Below are 18,962 nucleotides of genomic sequence, written 5' to 3'. Positions count from 1 at the left end.
GGTCCGCGGACCACAGCTGTCGCGAGTATACGGGCAGGTCGGCCAAAATGCCTGCGGCGTTCCGTCGCGGCGCAGCATCGCCGCATGCGTGCGCGGCGACCGCGCGCGGGCCTACATCCCCGCGTAGTTCGGGCCGCCACCGCCCTGCGGCGCGACCCAGACGATGTTCTGCGTCGGGTCCTTGATGTCGCAGGTCTTGCAGTGCACGCAGTTCTGCGCGTTGATCTGCAGCCGCGGACCGTCCGGCCCCTCGACGAACTCGTAGACCGCCGCCGGGCAGTAGCGTGCCTCGGGCCCGCCGTAGGTCGCCAGGTTCACGTCCACCGGCACGCGCGGATCCTTGAGCGTCAGATGCGCGGGCTGATCCTCGTCGTGGTTGGTGCTCGACAGATACACCGAGCTCAGGCGGTCGAACGTCAGCACGCCGTCGGGCTTGGGATAGGCGATTCTGGCGTGCTGCGCGGCCGGCTCCAGGCACGCGTGGTCGGGGCGGTCGCGGTGCAGCGTCCAAGGCGGCGTGCGGATGCCGAGCCTGGGCAGCAGCCACTGCTCGACACCAGTCATCAGCGTGGCGGTCATGCGGCCCTTCTTGAACCACTGCTTGAAGTTCTTGGCCTGCGACAGTTCGGCATGCAGCCAGCTCGACTCGAACGCAGCCGGGTAGGCGGCCAGCTCGTCGCCGCCGCGGCCCTCGCCGAGCGCGGCAAACGCGGCCTCGGCGGCAAGCATGCCGGTCTTGATGGCCGCATGGCTGCCCTTGATGCGGCTGGCGTTGAGCGTGCCGGCCTCGCAGCCGACGAACGCGCCGCCGGGGAACACCAGCTTCGGGATCGACAGCAGGCCGCCGGCGGTGATCGAGCGCGCGCCGTAGCCGATGCGCTTGCCGCCCTCGAGGTACTTGCGGACCGCCGGATGGGTCTTGAAGCGCTGGAATTCCTCGAACGGACTGAGCCAGGGATTGCGGTAGTCCAGCCCGACGACCAGGCCGATCGCGACCTTGCCGTCCTCGGCGTGGTAGACGAACGAGCCGCCGTAGGTGTCGTCGCTCAAAGGCCAGCCGGCGGTGTGCACGACCAGGCCCGGCTCGTGCTTGGCCGGGTCGACCTGCCACAGCTCCTTGATGCCGAGCCCGTAGCTCTGCGGGTCGCGGCCGTCGTCGAGTGCGAAGCGCGCGATCAGCTCGCGGCCCAGCTGGCCGCGCGAGCCTTCGGCGAAGATCGTGTACCTGGCGTGCAGCTCCATGCCGAGCTGGAATTCGGCGGTCGGCTGGCCGTCCTTGCCGATGCCCAGGTTGCCGGTCGCGACGCCGCGCACCGCGCCGTCGTCGGCATAGAGCACCTCGGCGGCGGCGAAGCCGGGGAAGATCTCCACACCCAGGCCTTCCGCCTGCGCGGCCAGCCAGCGCGTGACCGCGCCGAGGCTGACGATGTAGTTGCCGTGGTTCCTGAAGCAGTCGGGCAGGAAGAAGTCCGGCGTGGCCTTGCTGCCGGTCTCGTCGAGGAACAGGAATTCATCGCGCGTGACCGCCTGCTTCAACGGCGCGCCTTTCTCCTGCCAGTCCGGGATCAGCTCGGTCAGCGCGCGCGGATCGACGATCGCGCCCGAGAGGATGTGCGCGCCGGGCTCCGAGCCCTTTTCCAGCACGCAGACCGACACCTCGCGTCCGGCCTGCGCGGCCAGTTGCTTGAGCCGGATCGCGGTCGACAGGCCGCCGGGGCCGGCGCCGACGACGACCACGTCGTACTCCATCGATTCGCGCGGGCCGTGGGTCTGCAGCAGTTCCTGGGATGTCGTCATCGTTGCCTTGGGCGGGTGCCTGGGTGACGGGAGCGTCCGGTCGGACAGCATCGCAGCGTGCGTGCGACGGCGGCGTGGCCGCGGCGCGCAGTGTAGCCCGGCGCGCCGGGCGGCCCGCTCAGCGCGGCTTGGCGGGCAACGGGAACGGGGTGACGACCTTCTCGCCGGAGGTCGCGTCGCGGATCGCCGACTGCCCCTTCGTCTCCACCTCCTCCACGCGCAGCACGCTCTGCATCGGCAGGTGCAATGTGCGGGTGTCGCCGAACTCGGCCTGCAGGCGTTCCTCGGTCGGGTCGACGACCAGGCCCGCGTGGACGTCGAACACCAGCTCCGACACCTCGACGAATCCCCACAGCCGTCCGCTCTCGACCCGTCGTGCGTACAGCTCGTAGACCTTGCCGTGGGTGAGGAAGGTGATCTTGTAGAGCGTCTTGCCGGTCATGGGGCAAGTATAAGAGTCTTCAATATCCCTTGAGCCGCCGCAGCCGCTGGCCGATCGCGTGGCGCGACACCAGCGCGAACGCCACGCCGACGAGGAACCCGGCCAGGTGCGCGACCCAGGCCACCGCACCGAAGGCCGGGCCGATGTAGGCGAAGAACACCTGCAGCAGCGCCCACACCCCGATCAGCAGCGAGGCCGGCGCGCGCACGAATTCCAGGAACAGGCCCAGCGGCACGACCACGCCCAGTCGCGCCCGCGGGAACAGCGCCAGATAGGCGCCGATCAGCGAGGACACCGCGCCGCTGGCACCGATGATCAACCGGTCGGGCGCGCCGATCGCCAGCACCGCCGCCAGGTTGGCCACCGCTCCGCCCAGCACGAACAGCACCAGCAGCCGCCAGGCGCCCATCAGCCGCTCGGCCGGCAGGCCGAAGATCAGCAGGAACACCAGGTTGCCCAGCAGGTGCGCCCAGTCGGCGTGCAGGAACAGCGCCGTCACCAGCCGCAGCCACGGGCCGGGGTCGAGCCAGTTGACCAGCACGCCGTCGGTGCCGACCGGCTCGCCGTACAGCGCGCCCCAGTCGAGCAGCAGCGCGTAGTGCTCGTTCGCCGAGCGCGTACTCGCCCACAGGAACGCCAGCCACAGCAGTGCGAACAGCATCGGCACGGCCCAGCGCAGCGGGGTCTTGGCGCGACGGTTGGGGATCGAGACGAACATGGGCGCGGGCATTGTCGAGGGGGCCGCCGCGCCCGGTAAAGCAGGGCGCTGCAGCGGTGTCCGGCATGCCGCAGCGCAGCACGGGTCCGGACGGGGAGGTACGGTATAGTGCGCCCGCCGCACGCGTCCGGGAGGGGATTTCCGGGGCGACGGAGACCAAGGAGGCGTCGTACCGTCCCGGCGACGCCCCGACCATAAGAACATTCTTCGGAGAGACGCGACCATGGCGACCTACCCCCGCATCACCCGGTGCACCGCGCTGGCGCTCGGCATCGCCGGCGCGCTGGCCTTCGCAGGCCAGGCCCAGGCGGCCGGCTTCCAGCTCAAGGAAAACAGCGTCAAGTCGATGGGCGCCGCGTTCGCCGGCACCGCGGCCAAGACCGGCGACAGCTCGGTGGTGACCAACAACCCGGCGGTGATGACCCAGTTCGAGGGCACCACCGTGCAGGCCGACCTGACCGTCATCGACCTCAACTACGAGTTCCAGGGCGCCGCGGTCGACGCCCTCGGCCGCCCGATGTCCGGCAGCAACGGCGGCAACGCCGGCGACGTCACGCCGGTGCCGGCGCTGTCGGTCGTGCACAAGTTCGACAACGGCACCGCGCTGGGCGCGATGGTCAGCGCCCCGTTCGGCCTGAAGACCGAGTACGACCCGGGCTGGGTCGGCCGCTACGCCGCGCTGACCTCGGAAGTGGAGATCGTCGACCTGACGCTGTCGGGCGCCGTCGACCTCGGCGACCGGTTCTCGGTCGGCCTGGGCATCATCGCCTCGCGCGCCGATGTCACGCTGTCGAAGGGCGTCGACTTCGGCGCGCTGCTGTTCTCCAATCCCGCGAGCCGTCCGCTGCCCTTCGCCCGCCCGCAGGGCGCCGACGGCACGGCCGAGGTGCAGGGCGACGACAACGGCTTCGGCTGGCTGATCGGCGCGCACTTCCGCCCGACCGACGCGGTGTCGATCGGCGTGAGCTACCGCTCCGAGATCGACTACGAGCTGTCGGGCACCGTCGACTGGACCGTGCCCGACACCGCCCGTGCGGTCTTCGACTCGAGCGGGACCACCAGCCCGCTGTTCATCGATGGCGGCGCCTACGCCGAGCTGACCACCCCGTCGATCCTCAACGTCGGCGCGACCTGGCAGGTCACCGATGCGTTCATGCTGTCGGCGACCTACGCCCGCACGGGCTGGGAATCGCTGCGCGAGGTCCGCATCCAGTTCGAGAACCCGGATCCGGATTCGGTCGAGCCGTTCCAGTGGCAGGACAGCGACTTCTACGCGCTGGGCGCCGAGTTCCAGCTCAGCGACACCTGGGCGCTGCGCGGCGGCGTCGCGTACGACGAGACCCCGACCAACCTCGAGCACCGCACCCCGCGCCTGCCCGACGCCAATCGCATGTTCTATTCGATCGGCGCGACCTGGAAGCTCAACGACGCGTTCGACGTCAACATGGCCTATACCCGCATCGAACCGCGCAACCCGCAGATCAATACCGCCAGCGGCGGTGCCCGCGTGCTCGGTGCTTTCGACGGCAACGCCAACCTGTTCGGCGTGTCGGCGCAGTACCGCTTCTGATCCCGCATCAGGCGTGACCCGGAAAACCCCGCTTCGGCGGGGTTTTTCTTGGCTCTTCGTCGAAGTCAGGGGAATTCTGCTTCTGCTCGATCGAGCAGGGCGTTCTTCTCCGGAACGCGCGTCGCGCCGGCCGGGGACTGCTCCCCGGCTCGGTCAGCCATCCATGGCTGACTCGCCGCCGCGGGCCATCCTTGGCCCGCTATCGCAATCCCCGACCGGCACGACGCACTGAGGCCGACAGTGCGCGCCTTCTTCCAATCATGCGACTTCGCATGTACCGAGGTCAGGGCGGCAAATCACACGGCAGCGGACTGACGGCCGGAGGCCGCGTCGAGCGCGCCATGGATGGTGCGCGCCCGAGTCAAGGCAGGATGCCTTGACCGAGGGGAGAGCGGCTTCCGGCTGGCAGGCGGCTGCCCATCCGAAGTGGAACTTCCATCCCCGCACTTGGAACCCTTACATGCCGCTGCGGCCTGCGGACGCCGCTGCGTGTGGCCCTGCTGGGGCGGCCGGCGCCGGGCGATTAGAATTCCCGGCCTTCCCGCCGCTTTCCCGGAAACCGCCGCCCATGACCACCTTCGGCACGCCGCTGTCCCCGTCCGCCACCCGCGTGCTGCTGCTCGGCTCGGGGGAGCTCGGCAAGGAGGTCGCGATCGAACTGCAGCGCTTCGGCGTCGAGGTGATCGCCGCCGACCGCTACGCCGACGCCCCGGCAATGCAGGTCGCCCACCGCAGCCACGTGCTCGACATGCTCGACCCCGCCGCGCTGCGCGCGCTGATCGCCGCCGAGCGCCCGCACCTGGTCGTGCCCGAGATCGAGGCGATTCACACCGACACGCTCGTTGCGCTCGAGCGCGAGGCCGGCCTGCAAGTCGTCCCGACCGCGCGCGCGACCCGGCTGACGATGGACCGCGAGGGCATCCGCCGGCTCGCCGCCGAGACGCTCGGCCTGCCGACCTCGCCGTACCGCTTCGTCGACACGCATGCGCAGTACCGCGACGCGATCCAGGCGATCGGTCTGCCGTGCGTGGTCAAGCCCGTGATGTCGTCGTCGGGCAAGGGCCAGAGCACGGTACGTGCCGAGGCCGACATCGACGCCGCCTGGGACTACGCCCAGACCGGCGGCCGCGCCGGCGCGGGGCGCTGTATCGTCGAAGGCTTCGTCGACTTCGAGTACGAGATCACGCTGCTGACCGTGCGCCACGCCGGCGGCACCGCGTTCTGCGCGCCTATCGGCCACGTGCAGGTCGCCGGCGACTACCGCGAGAGCTGGCAGCCGCAGGCGATGTCGCCGCGTGCGCTGGAGCGCGCGCGCGAAGTCGCCCGCGCCGTGACCGACGACCTGGGCGGGCGCGGCGTGTTCGGCGTGGAACTGTTCGTGCGCGGCGACGAGGTCTGGTTCAGCGAGGTCTCCCCGCGCCCGCACGATACCGGCCTGGTCACGCTGGCCTCGCAGGACCTGAGCGAGTTCGCGCTGCATGCGCGCGCGATCCTCGGCCTGCCGATCCCGGTCGACGCCGACGGCACGGTGCTGCTCGCCGGGCCGGGTGCCTCGTGCGCGCTGCTCGCCCACGGCCACGGCGTGCCGGCGTTCTCGGGCATCGAGGCCGCGCTGCAGGCGCCGCACAGCGCGCTGCGCCTGTTCGGCAAGCCGCGCGTGGACGGCCAGCGCCGGGTCGGCGTGACGCTCGCGCGTGGCGCCGACGTGGACGCGGCGCGCGAGACGGCGCGAACCGCCGCCGAGGCGATCGCGATCGAACTGCGGTGAGCCACGTGCGCCCCGTCCCGCCGATCGCCGCAGGGCCCCGCCCGTGCTGAGCGCGTCGATGCTGCTGTTCCCGCTGCTGGGCGCCGTGGCCGGCGTGCTCGCGGGCCTGCTCGGCATCGGCGGCGGCCTGGTGCTGGTGACCGCTCTGGTGTGGCTGTTGCCCGTCTACGGCGTGCCCAAGGAGGCCGCGATGCACGCGGCGCTGGCGACGTCGCTGGCGAGCATCGTGCTGACCGGCGTGTCGTCGGCGCGCGCGCACCACCGGCGCGGCAGCGTGCTGTGGCGCTCGGTGGCGTGGCTGGTGCCCGGCATGCTGGTCGGTGGCTGGCTCGGCGCGCGGCTGGCGATCGGGCTCGACGGCGCCGTGCTCAAGTACGGCGTGGTCGTCTACTGCGCGATTGCCGGCACCCAGATGCTGCTCTCGCGCTCCCCGCCCGACACCGGATCGGCGATCGTGCCGGCCGGTGCGGGCATGACCGGCGCCGGCGTCGGCATCGGCATCGCCTCGTCGCTGGTGGGCATCGGCGGCGGCAGCATGACCGTGCCGCTGCTGGTGTGGCGCGGCGTGCAGCCGGTGCGCGCGGTGGGCACGTCGGCCGCCTGCGGCGTCTTCATCGGCCTGGCCAGCGCCTCGGGCTACGCGCTGCAGGCGCCGGGCGACGTGCTGCCGGCGATGGCCTGGGGCTACGTCTACCTGCCGGCCGCGATCGGCATCGCGCTGGCCTCGGTGCTGGTCGCGCCGCTGGGCACGCGGCTCGCGCACGCGATCAGCGGGCCGGCGCTCAAGCGGGTGTTCGCGCTCTTCATGTACGGCATCGGCGCCAGCCTGCTGCCGTGGTGAGCCGCGCCGCGGCACGCCCGTCTTTCCAGAATCACCCGCCGGCACGCCGTGCCGCCCATGGAGTATCGCGATGACCGTTTCCCCCCCGAACGTGCCCGAGCCGATCCGCGCGCTGGCGCCGGCGATGACCGACTGGCGCCGGGCGATCCATGCCTGGCCCGAGCTCGGCTTCGAGGAACAGCGCACGTCGGCGCTGGTCGCCGACACGCTGCGCGCGCTCGGCCTGCAGGTGCACACGGGCCTGGGCGGCACCGGTGTGGTCGCGGTCGTCGACAGCGGCGCGCCCGGCCTGTCGATCGGCCTGCGCGCGGATATGGACGCGCTGCCGATGGACGAGGACAGCGATCTGCCGTTCCGCTCGCAGCGCCCCGGCGTGGCGCACACCTGCGGCCACGACGGCCACACGGCGGCGCTGCTGGGCGCGGCGCGCCACCTGGTCGCGCATCCGCCCGCGAGCGGGCGCGTGGTGCTGGTCTTCCAGCCGGCCGAGGAGGGCGGGCGCGGGGCGATCCGGATGATCGAGGACGGCCTGTTCGAACGCTTCGCCTGCGACGAGGTGTATGCGTTCCACAACATGCCGCTGCTGGGCACCGGGCGGGCGAGCGTGCGCACGGGGGCCACGCTGCAGTCGCTGGCGGTGTTCGAGATCACGATCGAAGGCGTCGGCGGCCATGCGGCCGCACCGCACAAGGCCAACGACCCGCTGCAGGTCGCCGCGCGGCTGGCGGTCGAGATCCCGGCGATCGTCGGGCGCCACATCGATCCGATGGAGACCGCGCTGATCAACGTCGGCTCGCTGCAGGCCGGCACCACGCACAACATCATTCCCGCGACGGCGACGCTCAGCGGCACGCTGCGCGCGCTGTCGAAGGACGTGCACGAAGCGCTGCTGCAGCGCCTGCGCGCACTGTGCGACGGCCATGCGGCGATCTCCGGCTGCCGGGTGCGCCTGGATCTGCCGCATGCCTGCCCGCCGTGCGTCAACGCGCCCGAACAGGCCGCGCTGGCGGCCGCGGCGCTCGCCGACGTGCTCGGGCCGGACCAGGTCGACACCGGCGCGCGCGCCTATCCATTCTCCGACGACTTCTCGTACATGCTCGAACACTGGCCCGGCGCGTACCTGTTCCTCGGCATCGACAGCGCGATGTGCCACCACCCGACGTTCCGCTTCGACGATGCGTTGCTGCCGGTCGCGGTGGCGGTGTTCGACCGCATCGTGCGCCGACGGCTGGGCTGAGCGCCCTGCGACGCGCAGTCGCACGCATCGACGGCAGAAATGCCGCAATGCAGCATCTTCATCATCATCAAGGATGATTCGAACGATAATTAATCATTACTTGTTCTGATCGAAAAACCCTCGTTAGAGTCGGCCACGTCGTCGCGGCACGCAGTGCACGGCGGCCTCGCACACAAGAGCCCGCGGCATGCCGACGGGCCGACACCGGGAGGGTGGAATGACGAACACCGCGAATGCGGCGGGCGCGATGCCGTCGCCGACAGACAGCGCCGCCGACGTCTTCGTCCGCAGCCTGGCCGACGCGGGCGTGCGTTACTTCTTCGCCAACGGCGGCACCGATTTCCCGCCGATCGCCGAGGCCTTCGCCCGCGCCGCGCGCGACGGCACGCCGGCACCGCGGCCGATGGTGATTCCCCACGAGAACGTCGCCGTGGCGATGGCGCACGGCAGCTGCATGATCGACGGCCAGCCGCAGGCGGTGATGGTGCACGTCAACGTCGGCACCGCGAACACCGTCAACGCGATGCTCGACGCGAGCCGCGACCAGACCCCGGTACTGCTGTTCGCCGGCCGCTCGCCCTACAGCGAGCGCGGCCGCCACGGCACGCGCACGCGCTACATCCACTGGGCGCAGGAGATGTTCGACCAGGCCGGCATGCTGCGCGAAGCGGTGAAGTGGGACTACGAACTGCACCTGCCCGAGCAGGCCGGCGACATCGTCCGGCGCGCGGTCCAGGTCGCGACGACCGCGCCGCGCGGTCCGACCTACGTGACGCTGCCGCGCGACGTGCTGGCCGAGCCGGTCGGCCAGCATGCGTCGGCGCCCGCGCCGCTGCGCGCGCCGGCATCGCCGCGGCCCGATCCGCAGGACCTCGCCACGCTCGCCGGCTGGCTGCGCGCCGCGCAGCGCCCGCTGATCGTGACCGCGAGCGCCGGGCGCACGCCTGCGGGCGCGCAAGCCCTGGAGCGCTTCGCGCAGCGCCATGCGGTCCCGGTCGCGGTGTTCCACCCGCGCTTCCACAACATCGCCGCGACCCACCCGATGTTCGCCGGCTACGACCCGGCGCCGCTGCTCGCCGACGCCGACCTGGTGATCGCGCTCGAATGCGACGTGCCGTGGGTGCCCGCGGTGCAGGCGCCGCCCGCGGACTGCCGCGTCGCGCATCTGGGCGAGGATCCGGTCTGCGCGCGCTATCCGCTACGCAGCTTCCGCACCGACCTGGCGCTCTCCGGCCGCGCCGACGCCTTGCTCGACGCGCTCTCGGACGCGATCGACGCGGCCGGCGGCATCGATGCCGCCGCGCTCGAATCGCGCCGCGGCACCGCGGCCGCGCGCGGCCTGGCGCAGCGGCGCGCGTGGCAGGCCGCCGGGCGCCGGCCCGAGGGCGCGATCACGCCCGAGTGGATCAGCGCCTGCGTGCACGCGGCGGTCGGCGACGAGGCGATCGTCGTCAACGAATACCCGCTGCGGCAGTCGCAGTGCCCGCAGACGCGGCCGGGCAGCTACTTCGGGCTGAGCCCGGCCGGCGGGCTGGGCTGGGGACTGGGCGCGGCGCTGGGCGCCAAGCTCGCCGCGCCCGAGCGACTGGTCGTCGCCACGCTGGGCGACGGCGCCTACATGTTCGCCAACCCCACCGCCTGCCACTGGGTGGCCGAGGCGCACGGTCTGCCGGTGCTCACCGTGGTGTTCAACAACGCGCTCTACGGCGCGGTGCGCAACTCGACCCGGGCGATGTACCGCGACGGCCATGCGGGGCACGACGCGCACCGCATGCTGGCCGACCTGTCGCCGTCGCCGCGCTTCGAACACGCCGTCGAGGCCAGCGGCGGCCTCGGCCTGCGGGTGGAGGATGCCGACGCGCTGCCCGACGCGCTCGCGCGTGCGGTCGAAGCCGTGCGCGGCGGACGCCAGGCGCTGGTGAACGTGATCTGTGACTACTGAGCGCACGATCGCAGGCGCGGTGTCTGCCCCGGCGTCCACACGCGGCTGGGGCACCGGCGGCGTGAGCGGCCGCGCGGCCGCTCTGCGTCGCCGCTATCCGACGGTCGACGACCTGCAACGCGCCGCGCGTCGTCGTGCGCCCCGGTTCGCCTACGATTTCGTGGCCGGCGGCGTCGGCGACGACATCTGCGTGCGTCGCAACCGTGCCGCCCTCGATGCGGCGACGATCCTTCCGCGCTGGGGCGTGGACGTCCGTCGGGTCGAGACGGGGACGACGCTGTTCGGCCGCAAGTACGCCTTGCCGGTCGGCGTCGCGCCCATGGGCCTGACCGGCCTGCTGCGCACCGGCGCGGACGAGTCGCTCGCCGCCGCGGCGCAAGCGGCCAATATCCCCTACATCTACTCGACGGTCGGCAACAGCACCATCGAACGCATCGCCCGGATCGCGCCGGACGTGTGGTGGTTCCAGCTCTACGGCGTGCCCGCCGATGGCCATCGCGTGTCGCTGGACCTGGTGCGCCGCGCCGAGGCCGCCGGCGCGCAGGTGCTGGTGGTGACGCTGGACGTGCCGGTGCGCGCCAAACGGAGCGGCGACGTGCGCAACGGGCTCGTCGTGCCGTTCAAACCGCGACCGCGCACGGTGTTCGACGTCGCGCGCGCGCCGCGCTGGGCGCTGGACATGCTGCGTCGCGGCCAACCGCGATTCGACAATTTCCGGCCCTATGTCGGCGACGACGCCAGTACGCAGGCACTGGCCGGCTACGTCTTCCGGCAGATGGCGGGTCCCATGACGTGGGAGACGCTCGCGCGCATCCGTGATGTCTGGCCGCGCGCGATGGTGTGCAAGGGCGTGCTGCATCCCGACGATGCAGCGCGTGCCGTGGCGCTCGGCATGGACGGCGTGTTGGTCTCCAACCACGGCGGCCGCCAGCTCGACGCATCGCCCGCCGCGCTGGAGGCGCTGCCAGCCATCGCACACGGTGTCGCCGGCCGGGCCAGGCTGCTGATCGACGGCGGTATCCGCCACGGCATCGACCTGGTGCGCGCGCTGCGCGCCGGCGCCGATTTCGCATTCGCCGGCCGGGCCTTCCTGTGGGGCCACGGCGCCGCGGGCCCCGAGGGTGCCGCGCACGTCGCTGCGCTGTTCGACGAGGAATTCCGCATCGCGCTGGCCCAGGCCGGTGCGACGGACGTTCCCGCGTTGCGGGCCGCAGGAGATGCCATGACCGCCTAGCCGCGCCGCTTCGCGGCGACCACGGCCAGTGATTCGTAACGGACCGCAGCGTCCGCCAGCGCCCTCGGGAGGGGCCACAACGATGAACCACCAGAGCATCTGCGCAGGACCGGCGCCCGCATCATCGACCGGGGAACACCCGCATGGCTGAGCACAACCACGTCGTCGTGCTGGCCGCGACCGTCGGCTACATGGTCGCGCTGAGCCTGGTCAGCGTCTACGCGCTGCGGCATTCGCGCAATGCGCGCAGCTACACCTCGGGCACCGGGCACGGCGACAAGGCGATCCCGGCGCTGCTGATCGGCCTGCTGCTGATGTCGGAGTTCATCGGCACCACCGCCAGCGTCGGCACCGCGCAGTACGCCTACCAGTTCGGGATCTCGGCCGGCTGGAACGTGGCGGTGCTGGGCATCGGCTTTCTGGCGTTCTCGTTCCTGCTCGCACGCAAGTACAAGGAGCTGGGCGAGAACACGATCTCGGGCGTGCTGTCGAGCGTGTACGGCCCCAAGGTCAAGGTCGCGACGTCGATCATCATGATCTTCGCGCTGCAGATCGTCGGCGTGTCGACGATGGCCAGCGCCGGCGCGGTGCTCGCGCCGCTGCTCGAAGTCGACCGCCAGGTCGCGATCGTCGTGGTCGGCGTGCTCGCTTCGGTCTACGTCGGCATCGGGGGCATGCGCTCGGTGATCTACACCAACGTGATCCACGGCCTGGTCATCGTCGGTGGCGTGTTCCTGGCGATGGTGTTCGGCATCGTGCGCGTGGGCGGGCTGTCGGCGCTCGGCGCGCAGGTCCCGCCCGCGTTCTGGTCGCTCGACAACGTCGGCTGGTCGCAGATCGTCGCCTGGCTCGTCGCCGGCGCCGGCGCGACCTTCGCCACCCAGTACGTGATCCAGGCGATCGCGACGGTGGAGGACGGGCACAAGGCGCGCGTGGCGACCGTCTGGTCGTCGGTGATGCTGATCCCGCTGGGCTTCGCGGCGGCGATGATCGGCGTCTGCGCCCACGTGCTCTACCCGGGCATCGAATCGCTGCAGGCATTCCCGATGCTGATCGCCGACATGGGCACGTTCCTCGCCTCGCTGGTCGTGGCGGGCCTGGCCGCGGCGGCGTTCGGCACGATCTCGGCGCTCAACATCGGCAGCGCGACGCTGATGCTCAAGGACTTCTACCTGCCGATGACCGGGCGCAGCGCGGCCGATCCCAGGTCGTTGCGCTTCGTGCGGGTGACGACGGTCGTCGTCGGGCTGATCCCGCTGCTGCTGGCGCTGGTGGCCGCCGACGTGGTCAAGGTGACGTTCCTGGCCAAGGCGCTACGCGCCGCGTTGGCGGTGCTGGTGTTCATGGCGTTCTACTCGCCGCGCTTCGGCACCCGGGGCGGGGCGATCGTCAGCATCGTGCTGTCGCTGGTGGGCACGATCGGCTGGTTCCTGGCCGGCAATCCCTGGGGCATCGACAACGCCTACGTCGCGCTGTGTATCCCGCTGGTGGTGATGAGCATCAGCCACCTGTTCCGCGGGGCGCAGCCCGAGCCGGAGGCGGTCGCCGACGGCGGGACCGGGACGCGATGACCGCGATCGCCGACACGCTCGACGGCGCGGACGCGCGCACCGGCGCCTGGGTGGGCCGGGCGCTGCCGCGGGTGGAGGACGCCGCGCTTCTGACCGGGCGCGGCCGCTACTTCGACGACGTCGGCACGCCGCCGCGGACCCAGCACGCGGCGATCCTGCGCTCGCCGCACGGCCATGCGCGCATCGTCGGCATCGACACCGCGAAGGCGCGCGCGCTCGACGGGGTGACCGCAGTGCTCACGGCCGCGGACGTGCAGGCGCTGACGACGAGCCTGGTGGTCGGCGTCAAGGCGCCGATCGAATGCTGGCCGATCGCGACCGACCGCGTGCGCTACGTCGGCGAGCCGGTGGCGATCGTGGTCGCGCGCGACCGCTACGTCGCCGAGGACGCGATGGAGCTGATCGAGGTCGAGTACGAGGCGCTCGACGCGGTGGTCGATCCGCAGCGGGCGATCGCCGCCGACGCGCCGGTGCTGCACGACGGCCTGGGCGGCAACGTCGCCAGCGAGCGCAGCTTCCGCTACGGCGATCCGGAGGCCGCGTTCGTGCAGGCCGCGCATCGCGTCGCGATCGACGTGCGCTATCCGCGCAACAGCTGTACGCCGATGGAGTGCTACGGCGTGCTGGCCGAGTACGACCCGGGCATCGACGGCTACGACGTGCTGGCCAACTTCCAGGGCCCCTTCAGCATCCACGCGGTGATTTCACGGGCGCTCAAGGTGCCAGGCAACCGCCTGCGCCTGCGCACGCCGCCCGAGTCGGGCGGCAGCTACGGCGTCAAGCAGGGCATCTTCCCGTACATCGTGCTGGTCGCGGTCGCCGCGCGCGTCGCGCAGTGTCCGGTGAAGTGGCTCGAGGACCGGCTCGAGCACCTGTCGGCCTCGGTCTGCGCGACCAACCGCGACACCCGGCTCGAGGCCGCGGTGGATGCGGACGGGCGCGTGCGCGCGCTGGCCTGGGACCAGCTCGAGGACTGCGGCGCGCACCTGCGCGCGCCCGAGCCGGCGACGCTCTACCGCATGCACGGCAACATGACCGGCGCCTATGCGATCGAGCACGTGTCGATCCGCAACCGCGTCGTGCTGACCAACAAGATGCCGACCGGCCTCAACCGCGGCTTCGGCGGTCCGCAGGTCTACTTCGCGCTCGAACGGCTGATGCAGCGCATCGCCATCGAACTGGGCCTCGACCCGCTCGAGGTCATCCGCCGCAACCTGGTGCCGGCCGATGCGTTTCCCTACCGCACCGCGACCGGCGCGCTGCTCGACTCGGGCGACTACCGCACCGCCGTGGACCGCGCGGTGGACGAGGGCGGGCTGGCCGAGCTCATCGCGCGGCGCGATGCCGCGCGCGCGCAGGGTCGCCACTACGGCATCGGCTTCACCGCGGCGGTCGAGCCCAGCGTGTCGAACATGGGTTACATCACCGCGGTGCTCACGCCCGAGCAGCGTGCCAAGGCCGGGCCGAAGAACGGCGCGCAGGCCACCGCGACGATCCAGATCGACGCGGTCGGTTCGGTCAGCGTGCACATCGCCTCGGTGCCGCAGGGCCAGGGCCATCGCACGGTGATCGCGCAGGTCGTCGCCGACGTGTTCGGGCTGACGCCCGGCGACGTCCGCGTCGTCACCGAGATGGACACCGCGCGCGATGCCTGGTCGATCGCCTCGGGCAACTATTCCAGCCGCTTCGCCGCCGCGGTCGCCGGCGCCGCGCACATCGCCGCCACGCGCCTGCGCGACAAGCTGGCGAAGATCGCGGCCGCGCAGCTGCGCTGCGGGCCGGCGCAGGTCGAGTTCGTCGACGCGACGCTGCGCGTGCGCGGCGGCGACGGCAGGCCGCTGCCGTTCGCGCGCGTGGCGTCCAGCAGTCACTGGGCGCCGGGCACGCTGCCCGACGACGTCGACCACGCGATCCGCGAGACCGCGTTCTGGAGCCCGCCGCAGCTGACCGCGCCGACGACCGCCGACGAGGTCAACAGCTCGCTGTGCCACGGCTTCATCTTCGACTTCTGCGGCGTGGAGATCGACCGCGACACCGCGCAGGTGCGCATCGACAAGTACGTGACCATGCACGACTGCGGGCGCATCCTGCATCCGGGCATGGTCGAGGGCCAGGTCAACGGCGGCTACGCGCACGCGCTCGGCGCCGCGCTGTACGAGGAACACAGCTACGGCGACGACGGCAGCTTCCTGTCGGGCACGTTCGCCGACTACCTGGTGCCGACCGCGGTCGAGGTGGTGCCGCCGCTGATCCTGCACCACGAAACGCCGTCGCCGTTCACCCCGCTCGGCGCCAAGGGCGTGGGCGAGGGCAACTGCATGTCCACGCCGGTGTGCCTGGCCAACGCGGTGGCCGACGCGCTGTCGATCGCCGACGTCGAGCTGCCGCTGGTGCCGTCGCGCCTGGCGCCGCACCTGCACGGCGAGGAAGCGCCGCCGGCTCGCCCGCTGGCGAAGAAGGCCGCGCCGCCGGCGCGGCCGGGCGAGCGCAAGCTCGTCGGCGAGGGCGTCGCCCGGGTCGACGCACCGCGCCAGCAGGTCTGGGACATGCTGCTCGATCCCGACACGCTCGCCTCGGTGATCCCCGGCGCGCACGGCATCGAGAAACCCTCGCCCACCGAGTTCGCCGCCGACGTCACGCTCGGCATCGGTCCGGTCAAGGGCCGCTACAAGGCCAAGGTCGGCCTGCACGACCTGGTCGAGCCCGAATCGCTGACGCTCAAGGGCACCACGACCGGCGCGCTGGGCTTCGGCAACGGCAGCGGCGCGGTGACGCTGGTCGAGGCCGCGCCCGGACGCACCGAGATCCATTACCGCTACGAGGTCGTCATCGGCGGCAAGGTCGCCTCCATCGGCGGCCGCCTGCTCGACGGCGCGGCCAAGGTCGTGATCGGCCAGCTGTTCGACGGCCTGGCGGCCAAGGCCGGCGGCGGCCGCGGCGGCATCGCCGGCTGGTGGCGGCGCCTGCTGCGCCGCCTGGGAGCAGGCCGATGAAGCCGGCACCGTTCGACTACGTCCGCGCGCGCGACCGCGACGAGGTGCTCGCGCACCTGCACGAGGCCGGCGACCAGGCCCGCATCCTCGCCGGCGGGCAGTCGCTGGTGCCGATGCTGAGCATGCGCCTGGCCAAGCCCGCGCTGCTGGTCGACGTGATGCACGTCGAATCGCTGTCGCGCATCGAGGCGACCGAGGCCGGCATTCGGGTCGGCGCCGGCGTGCGCCAGGCACGGCTGCTGGACTGGGCCGTGCGCGATCCGCGGCTGCCGCTGCTGGCCCGCGCGCTGCCGTGGGTCGGCCACGCGCAGACCCGCAACCGCGGCACGGTCGTCGGTTCGATCGCGCACGCCGATCCCAGCGCCGAGCAGCCGCTGTGCCTGCTGACGCTGGGCGGCACGCTGCAGCTGCGGCATCGCAGGAAGGCGCGGTCGATCCCGGCCGCGGAGTTCTTCGTCGGCATGATGGCGACCGCGCGCGGCGATACCGAGCTGATCGAGTCGGTGACCTTCCCTGCCGCGCAGCCGGGCACCGGCTACGCGTTCCGCGAGGTTGGTCGCCGGCACGGCGATTTCGCCATCGTCGCGTGCGCGGCGGTGGCCACCGCAACGGGCGTGCGCCTGGGGGTCGGCGGCGTCGCCGACATCCCCACCGTGCGCGAACTGCCGCTGCCGGGCGCGTCGGACTTCGACGACGCCCTCAACCAGTACGCCTGGGACCTGGACGCCCGCGACGACCTGCACGCGACCGCGCGCTATCGCCGCGAGCTCGTCCGGCGCCTGGGCCGGGACACGATCGAGGAGGCGCTGCGATGCCGAAACTGACCGCCGGCGGCCGCCATCCGGTGACGCTGACCCTCAACGGTCGCAAGGTCGACGGGTTCGCCGAGCCGCGCATGCTGCTGTCGGACTTCCTGCGCCACGAGCTCGGCGCCACCGGCACCCACGTCGGCTGCGAGCACGGCGTGTGCGGCGCCTGCACGGTGCTGATCGACGGCGTGCCGTCGCGGTCGTGCCTGGCGCTGGCGGTGCAGAGCGCGGGCGCCGACGTGCGCACCGTCGAGGGCCTGTCGCCCGACGGCGGCCACACGCTCGGCGTGCTGCAGGCCGCGTTCCGCGAACACCACGGCCTGCAGTGCGGGTTCTGCACGCCGGGAATCCTGATGTCGCTCGACGGCTTCCTGCGCGCGCAGCCCGACGCCAGCGAGTCCGAACTCAGGGACATGTTGTCCGGCCACCTGTGCAGGTGCACCGGCTACGCCACCATCGTCAAGGCCGCCGTGCACGCGCAGCAGCGGCTGAAGGAGGAACGCGCGCATGCTTGATCTGGGAACCACCTTCCTCGCCGCCGTCGAACGCGACCCGCAGGCGCTGGCGATCGTCGACGGCGAGGTCCGTCTCGACTACGCCGCCTGGCACCGCGCGATCTCGTCGGTCGTCGCCGGCCTCGACGCGTCGGGCATCCGCGCCGGCGATCACGTCGTCGGCGTGCTGCGCAACCGCTGGGAAGCGGCGACGCTGCACTGGGCCTGCCAGTTCGCCGGGGTGATCCTGGTGCCGCTGAACTGGCGCGCGACCGCCGAGGACGTCGCGTTCTGCGTGCACGACGCCGAGGCGCGCGCGATCGTCTACGAGGACGCGCCGGCCAAGGCCATCGCCGCCGCCGGGCTCGACGAGGCGGTGCTGCACGTGACGCTCGACGTCGACCGCCCCGGTGCGCAGCGCTTCTCCGACTGGCTCGAGTTCGACGCCGCGCCGGTGCAGCCGCGCGCAGGCGCCGACGACTGGTCGCTGATGCTCTACACCTCGGGCACCACGTCCAAGCCGAAGGGCGTGCCGCGCCGCCACCGCGCCGAGCGCGCCGCGGCGATCGCGCACATCGCGCAGAACCGCTACGGCAACGGCGCGCGCACGCTGGGCGTGATGCCGCTCTACCACACGATGGGCGTGCGCTCGCTGCTGGCCTGCGCGCTGCTCAACGGTACCTTCGTGTGCCTGCCGAAGTTCGACGCCGCCCAGGCGCTGCGGCTGATCGCGGCCGAGCGGATCGACAATCTGTACCTGGTGCCCACGCTCTACCACGACGTGGTCCACCATCCGGACTTCGCCGCGACCGACGTGTCGTCGGTGCGCACGCTCGGCTTCGCCGGCGCGTCGATGACCGACGGCCTGCTCAAGACGCTGCAGGCGGCGTTCTCGCCCGACCTGTTCGTCAACCACTACGGGTCCTCGGAGATCTACACCTTCACCATCGAGGACGACGCGCCGGCCAAGCCCGGCAGCGCGGGTCGCTCGGGCCTCAACCAGATGGTGCGCGTGGTGCCGCTGGACGCGGCCGACGCGCAGACGCGCGCAGCGCCCAACGAGGAAGGCCAGATCGTCGCGCTGCTGGCCGGCGACGAGGCGTTCGAGGGCTACTGGCGGCGCCCGGACGCCGACGCCAAGGCGCTGCGCGGCGGCTGGTACTTCACCGGCGACACCGGCTACGTCGACGAGGACGGCGATCTGTTCGTCACCGGGCGCGTGGACGACATGATCATCTCCGGCGGCGAGAACGTCTCGCCGGTGGAGATCGAGAGCCACCTGTCGCTGCATCCCGAGGTCGACGAGGTCGCCGTGGTCGGCCTGCCCGACGAGCGCTGGGGCCGCGTGGTCACCGCGTTCGTGCGCCGCCGCGGCGCGGTCACCGAGGCCGAGCTCGACGCCTGGTGCCGCGATTCGCGGCTTGCGAACTTCAAGCGCCCGAGGCGCTTCGTGTTCGTCGACGAGATCCCCAAGTCCCCGGTCGGCAAGCTGCTGCGGCGCAAGCTGACCGCCGGCGACTACACCCCCGCGCCCTGATTCCTCCCC

The 18,962-nt window shown here is 72.1% G+C and carries 14 protein-coding genes; 11 read left to right on the top strand and 3 right to left on the bottom strand.

Going from position 1 to position 18,962, the window contains the following annotated elements; translation table 11 throughout:
• Window positions 1-111: 111 nt before the first annotated feature.
• The 3 genes from WQ56_RS09280 to WQ56_RS09270 form a co-directional block, all read right to left on the bottom strand.
• On the bottom strand, window positions 112-1,797 hold the full coding sequence (locus tag WQ56_RS09280; RefSeq protein WP_047136799.1) for an electron transfer flavoprotein-ubiquinone oxidoreductase: 1,686 nt from the start codon (window positions 1,795-1,797) through the stop codon (window positions 112-114).
• 118 nt (window positions 1,798-1,915) lie between these two features.
• Window positions 1,916-2,239 (bottom strand): DUF1820 family protein, encoded by a 324-nt coding sequence (locus WQ56_RS09275; RefSeq protein ID WP_047136798.1) that lies wholly within the window; start codon window positions 2,237-2,239, stop codon window positions 1,916-1,918.
• Window positions 2,240-2,258: 19 nt separating this feature from the next.
• Complete coding sequence (locus WQ56_RS09270) at window positions 2,259-2,957, bottom strand: rhomboid family intramembrane serine protease (protein ID WP_047136797.1); 699 nt, start codon at window positions 2,955-2,957, stop codon at window positions 2,259-2,261.
• 223 nt (window positions 2,958-3,180) lie between these two features.
• Between WQ56_RS09270 and WQ56_RS09265 the strand changes: the two genes are divergently transcribed.
• The 11 genes from WQ56_RS09265 (at window position 3,181) to WQ56_RS09215 (ending at window position 18,953) form a co-directional block, all read left to right on the top strand.
• Complete coding sequence (locus tag WQ56_RS09265; protein WP_047136796.1) at window positions 3,181-4,527, top strand: outer membrane protein transport protein; 1,347 nt, start codon at window positions 3,181-3,183, stop codon at window positions 4,525-4,527.
• Between the two features lie 568 nt (window positions 4,528-5,095).
• Window positions 5,096-6,295, top strand: coding sequence for a formate-dependent phosphoribosylglycinamide formyltransferase (gene purT, locus WQ56_RS09260; RefSeq protein WP_047136795.1), 1,200 nt, complete (start codon window positions 5,096-5,098; stop codon window positions 6,293-6,295).
• 58 nt (window positions 6,296-6,353) lie between these two features.
• Window positions 6,354-7,136, top strand: coding sequence for a sulfite exporter TauE/SafE family protein (locus tag WQ56_RS09255; RefSeq protein WP_047136857.1), 783 nt, complete (start codon window positions 6,354-6,356; stop codon window positions 7,134-7,136).
• Window positions 7,137-7,206: 70 nt separating this feature from the next.
• The gene (locus WQ56_RS09250) at window positions 7,207-8,373 is read left to right on the top strand and encodes an amidohydrolase (protein ID WP_052772943.1); all 1,167 of its coding nucleotides are present in this window, start codon (window positions 7,207-7,209) and stop codon (window positions 8,371-8,373) included.
• A 217-nt stretch (window positions 8,374-8,590) separates the two neighbouring features.
• A complete protein-coding gene (locus WQ56_RS09245; protein WP_052772942.1) occupies window positions 8,591-10,315 on the top strand; it encodes a thiamine pyrophosphate-requiring protein in 1,725 nt (574 codons plus the stop codon).
• Window positions 10,316-10,334: 19 nt separating this feature from the next.
• Entirely contained in the window at window positions 10,335-11,549 is a 1,215-nt protein-coding gene (locus WQ56_RS09240) for an alpha-hydroxy acid oxidase (protein WP_197076465.1), read from the top strand.
• Window positions 11,550-11,692: 143 nt separating this feature from the next.
• Complete coding sequence (locus WQ56_RS09235; protein WP_047136793.1) at window positions 11,693-13,120, top strand: sodium:solute symporter family protein; 1,428 nt, start codon at window positions 11,693-11,695, stop codon at window positions 13,118-13,120.
• Window positions 13,117-16,113 (top strand): molybdopterin cofactor-binding domain-containing protein, encoded by a 2,997-nt coding sequence (locus WQ56_RS09230; RefSeq protein WP_047136792.1) that lies wholly within the window; start codon window positions 13,117-13,119, stop codon window positions 16,111-16,113. Before WQ56_RS09235 ends, WQ56_RS09230 begins: the two co-directional genes overlap by 4 nt.
• A complete protein-coding gene (locus WQ56_RS09225; protein ID WP_047136791.1) occupies window positions 16,110-16,937 on the top strand; it encodes an FAD binding domain-containing protein in 828 nt (275 codons plus the stop codon). The genes WQ56_RS09230 and WQ56_RS09225 overlap by 4 nt, the downstream gene beginning before the upstream one ends.
• On the top strand, window positions 16,925-17,437 hold the full coding sequence (locus tag WQ56_RS09220) for a (2Fe-2S)-binding protein (protein ID WP_047136790.1): 513 nt from the start codon (window positions 16,925-16,927) through the stop codon (window positions 17,435-17,437). The genes WQ56_RS09225 and WQ56_RS09220 overlap by 13 nt, the downstream gene beginning before the upstream one ends.
• Window positions 17,430-18,953 (top strand): AMP-binding protein, encoded by a 1,524-nt coding sequence (locus tag WQ56_RS09215; protein ID WP_047136789.1) that lies wholly within the window; start codon window positions 17,430-17,432, stop codon window positions 18,951-18,953. Before WQ56_RS09220 ends, WQ56_RS09215 begins: the two co-directional genes overlap by 8 nt.
• Window positions 18,954-18,962 lie beyond the last annotated feature (9 nt).

It is taken from the genome of Luteimonas sp. FCS-9, assembly GCF_001014645.1.
In the GTDB taxonomy this organism is placed as follows: Bacteria; Pseudomonadota; Gammaproteobacteria; order Xanthomonadales; family Xanthomonadaceae; genus Luteimonas.
This window is presented reverse-complemented; position numbering and strand designations above follow the sequence as displayed.

Bases quoted from the DNA above. Each gene is read 5' to 3' on its own strand.
- WQ56_RS09220 (WP_047136790.1), top strand. From the start codon at position 16,925: ATGCCGAAACTGACCGCCGGCGGCCGCCATCCGGTGACGCTGACCCTC.
- WQ56_RS09265 (WP_047136796.1), top strand. From the start codon at position 3,181: ATGGCGACCTACCCCCGCATCACCCGGTGCACCGCGCTGGCGCTCGGC.
- WQ56_RS09225 (WP_047136791.1), top strand. From the start codon at position 16,110: ATGAAGCCGGCACCGTTCGACTACGTCCGCGCGCGCGACCGCGACGAG.
- WQ56_RS09250 (WP_052772943.1), top strand. From the start codon at position 7,207: ATGACCGTTTCCCCCCCGAACGTGCCCGAGCCGATCCGCGCGCTGGCG.
- WQ56_RS09245 (WP_052772942.1), top strand. From the start codon at position 8,591: ATGACGAACACCGCGAATGCGGCGGGCGCGATGCCGTCGCCGACAGAC.
- WQ56_RS09270 (WP_047136797.1), bottom strand. From the start codon at position 2,957: ATGTTCGTCTCGATCCCCAACCGTCGCGCCAAGACCCCGCTGCGCTGG.
- WQ56_RS09235 (WP_047136793.1), top strand. From the start codon at position 11,693: ATGGCTGAGCACAACCACGTCGTCGTGCTGGCCGCGACCGTCGGCTAC.
- WQ56_RS09280 (WP_047136799.1), bottom strand. From the start codon at position 1,797: ATGACGACATCCCAGGAACTGCTGCAGACCCACGGCCCGCGCGAATCG.
- WQ56_RS09230 (WP_047136792.1), top strand. From the start codon at position 13,117: ATGACCGCGATCGCCGACACGCTCGACGGCGCGGACGCGCGCACCGGC.
- purT (WP_047136795.1), top strand. From the start codon at position 5,096: ATGACCACCTTCGGCACGCCGCTGTCCCCGTCCGCCACCCGCGTGCTG.
- WQ56_RS09215 (WP_047136789.1), top strand. From the start codon at position 17,430: ATGCTTGATCTGGGAACCACCTTCCTCGCCGCCGTCGAACGCGACCCG.
- WQ56_RS09275 (WP_047136798.1), bottom strand. From the start codon at position 2,239: ATGACCGGCAAGACGCTCTACAAGATCACCTTCCTCACCCACGGCAAG.
- WQ56_RS09255 (WP_047136857.1), top strand. From the start codon at position 6,354: ATGCTGCTGTTCCCGCTGCTGGGCGCCGTGGCCGGCGTGCTCGCGGGC.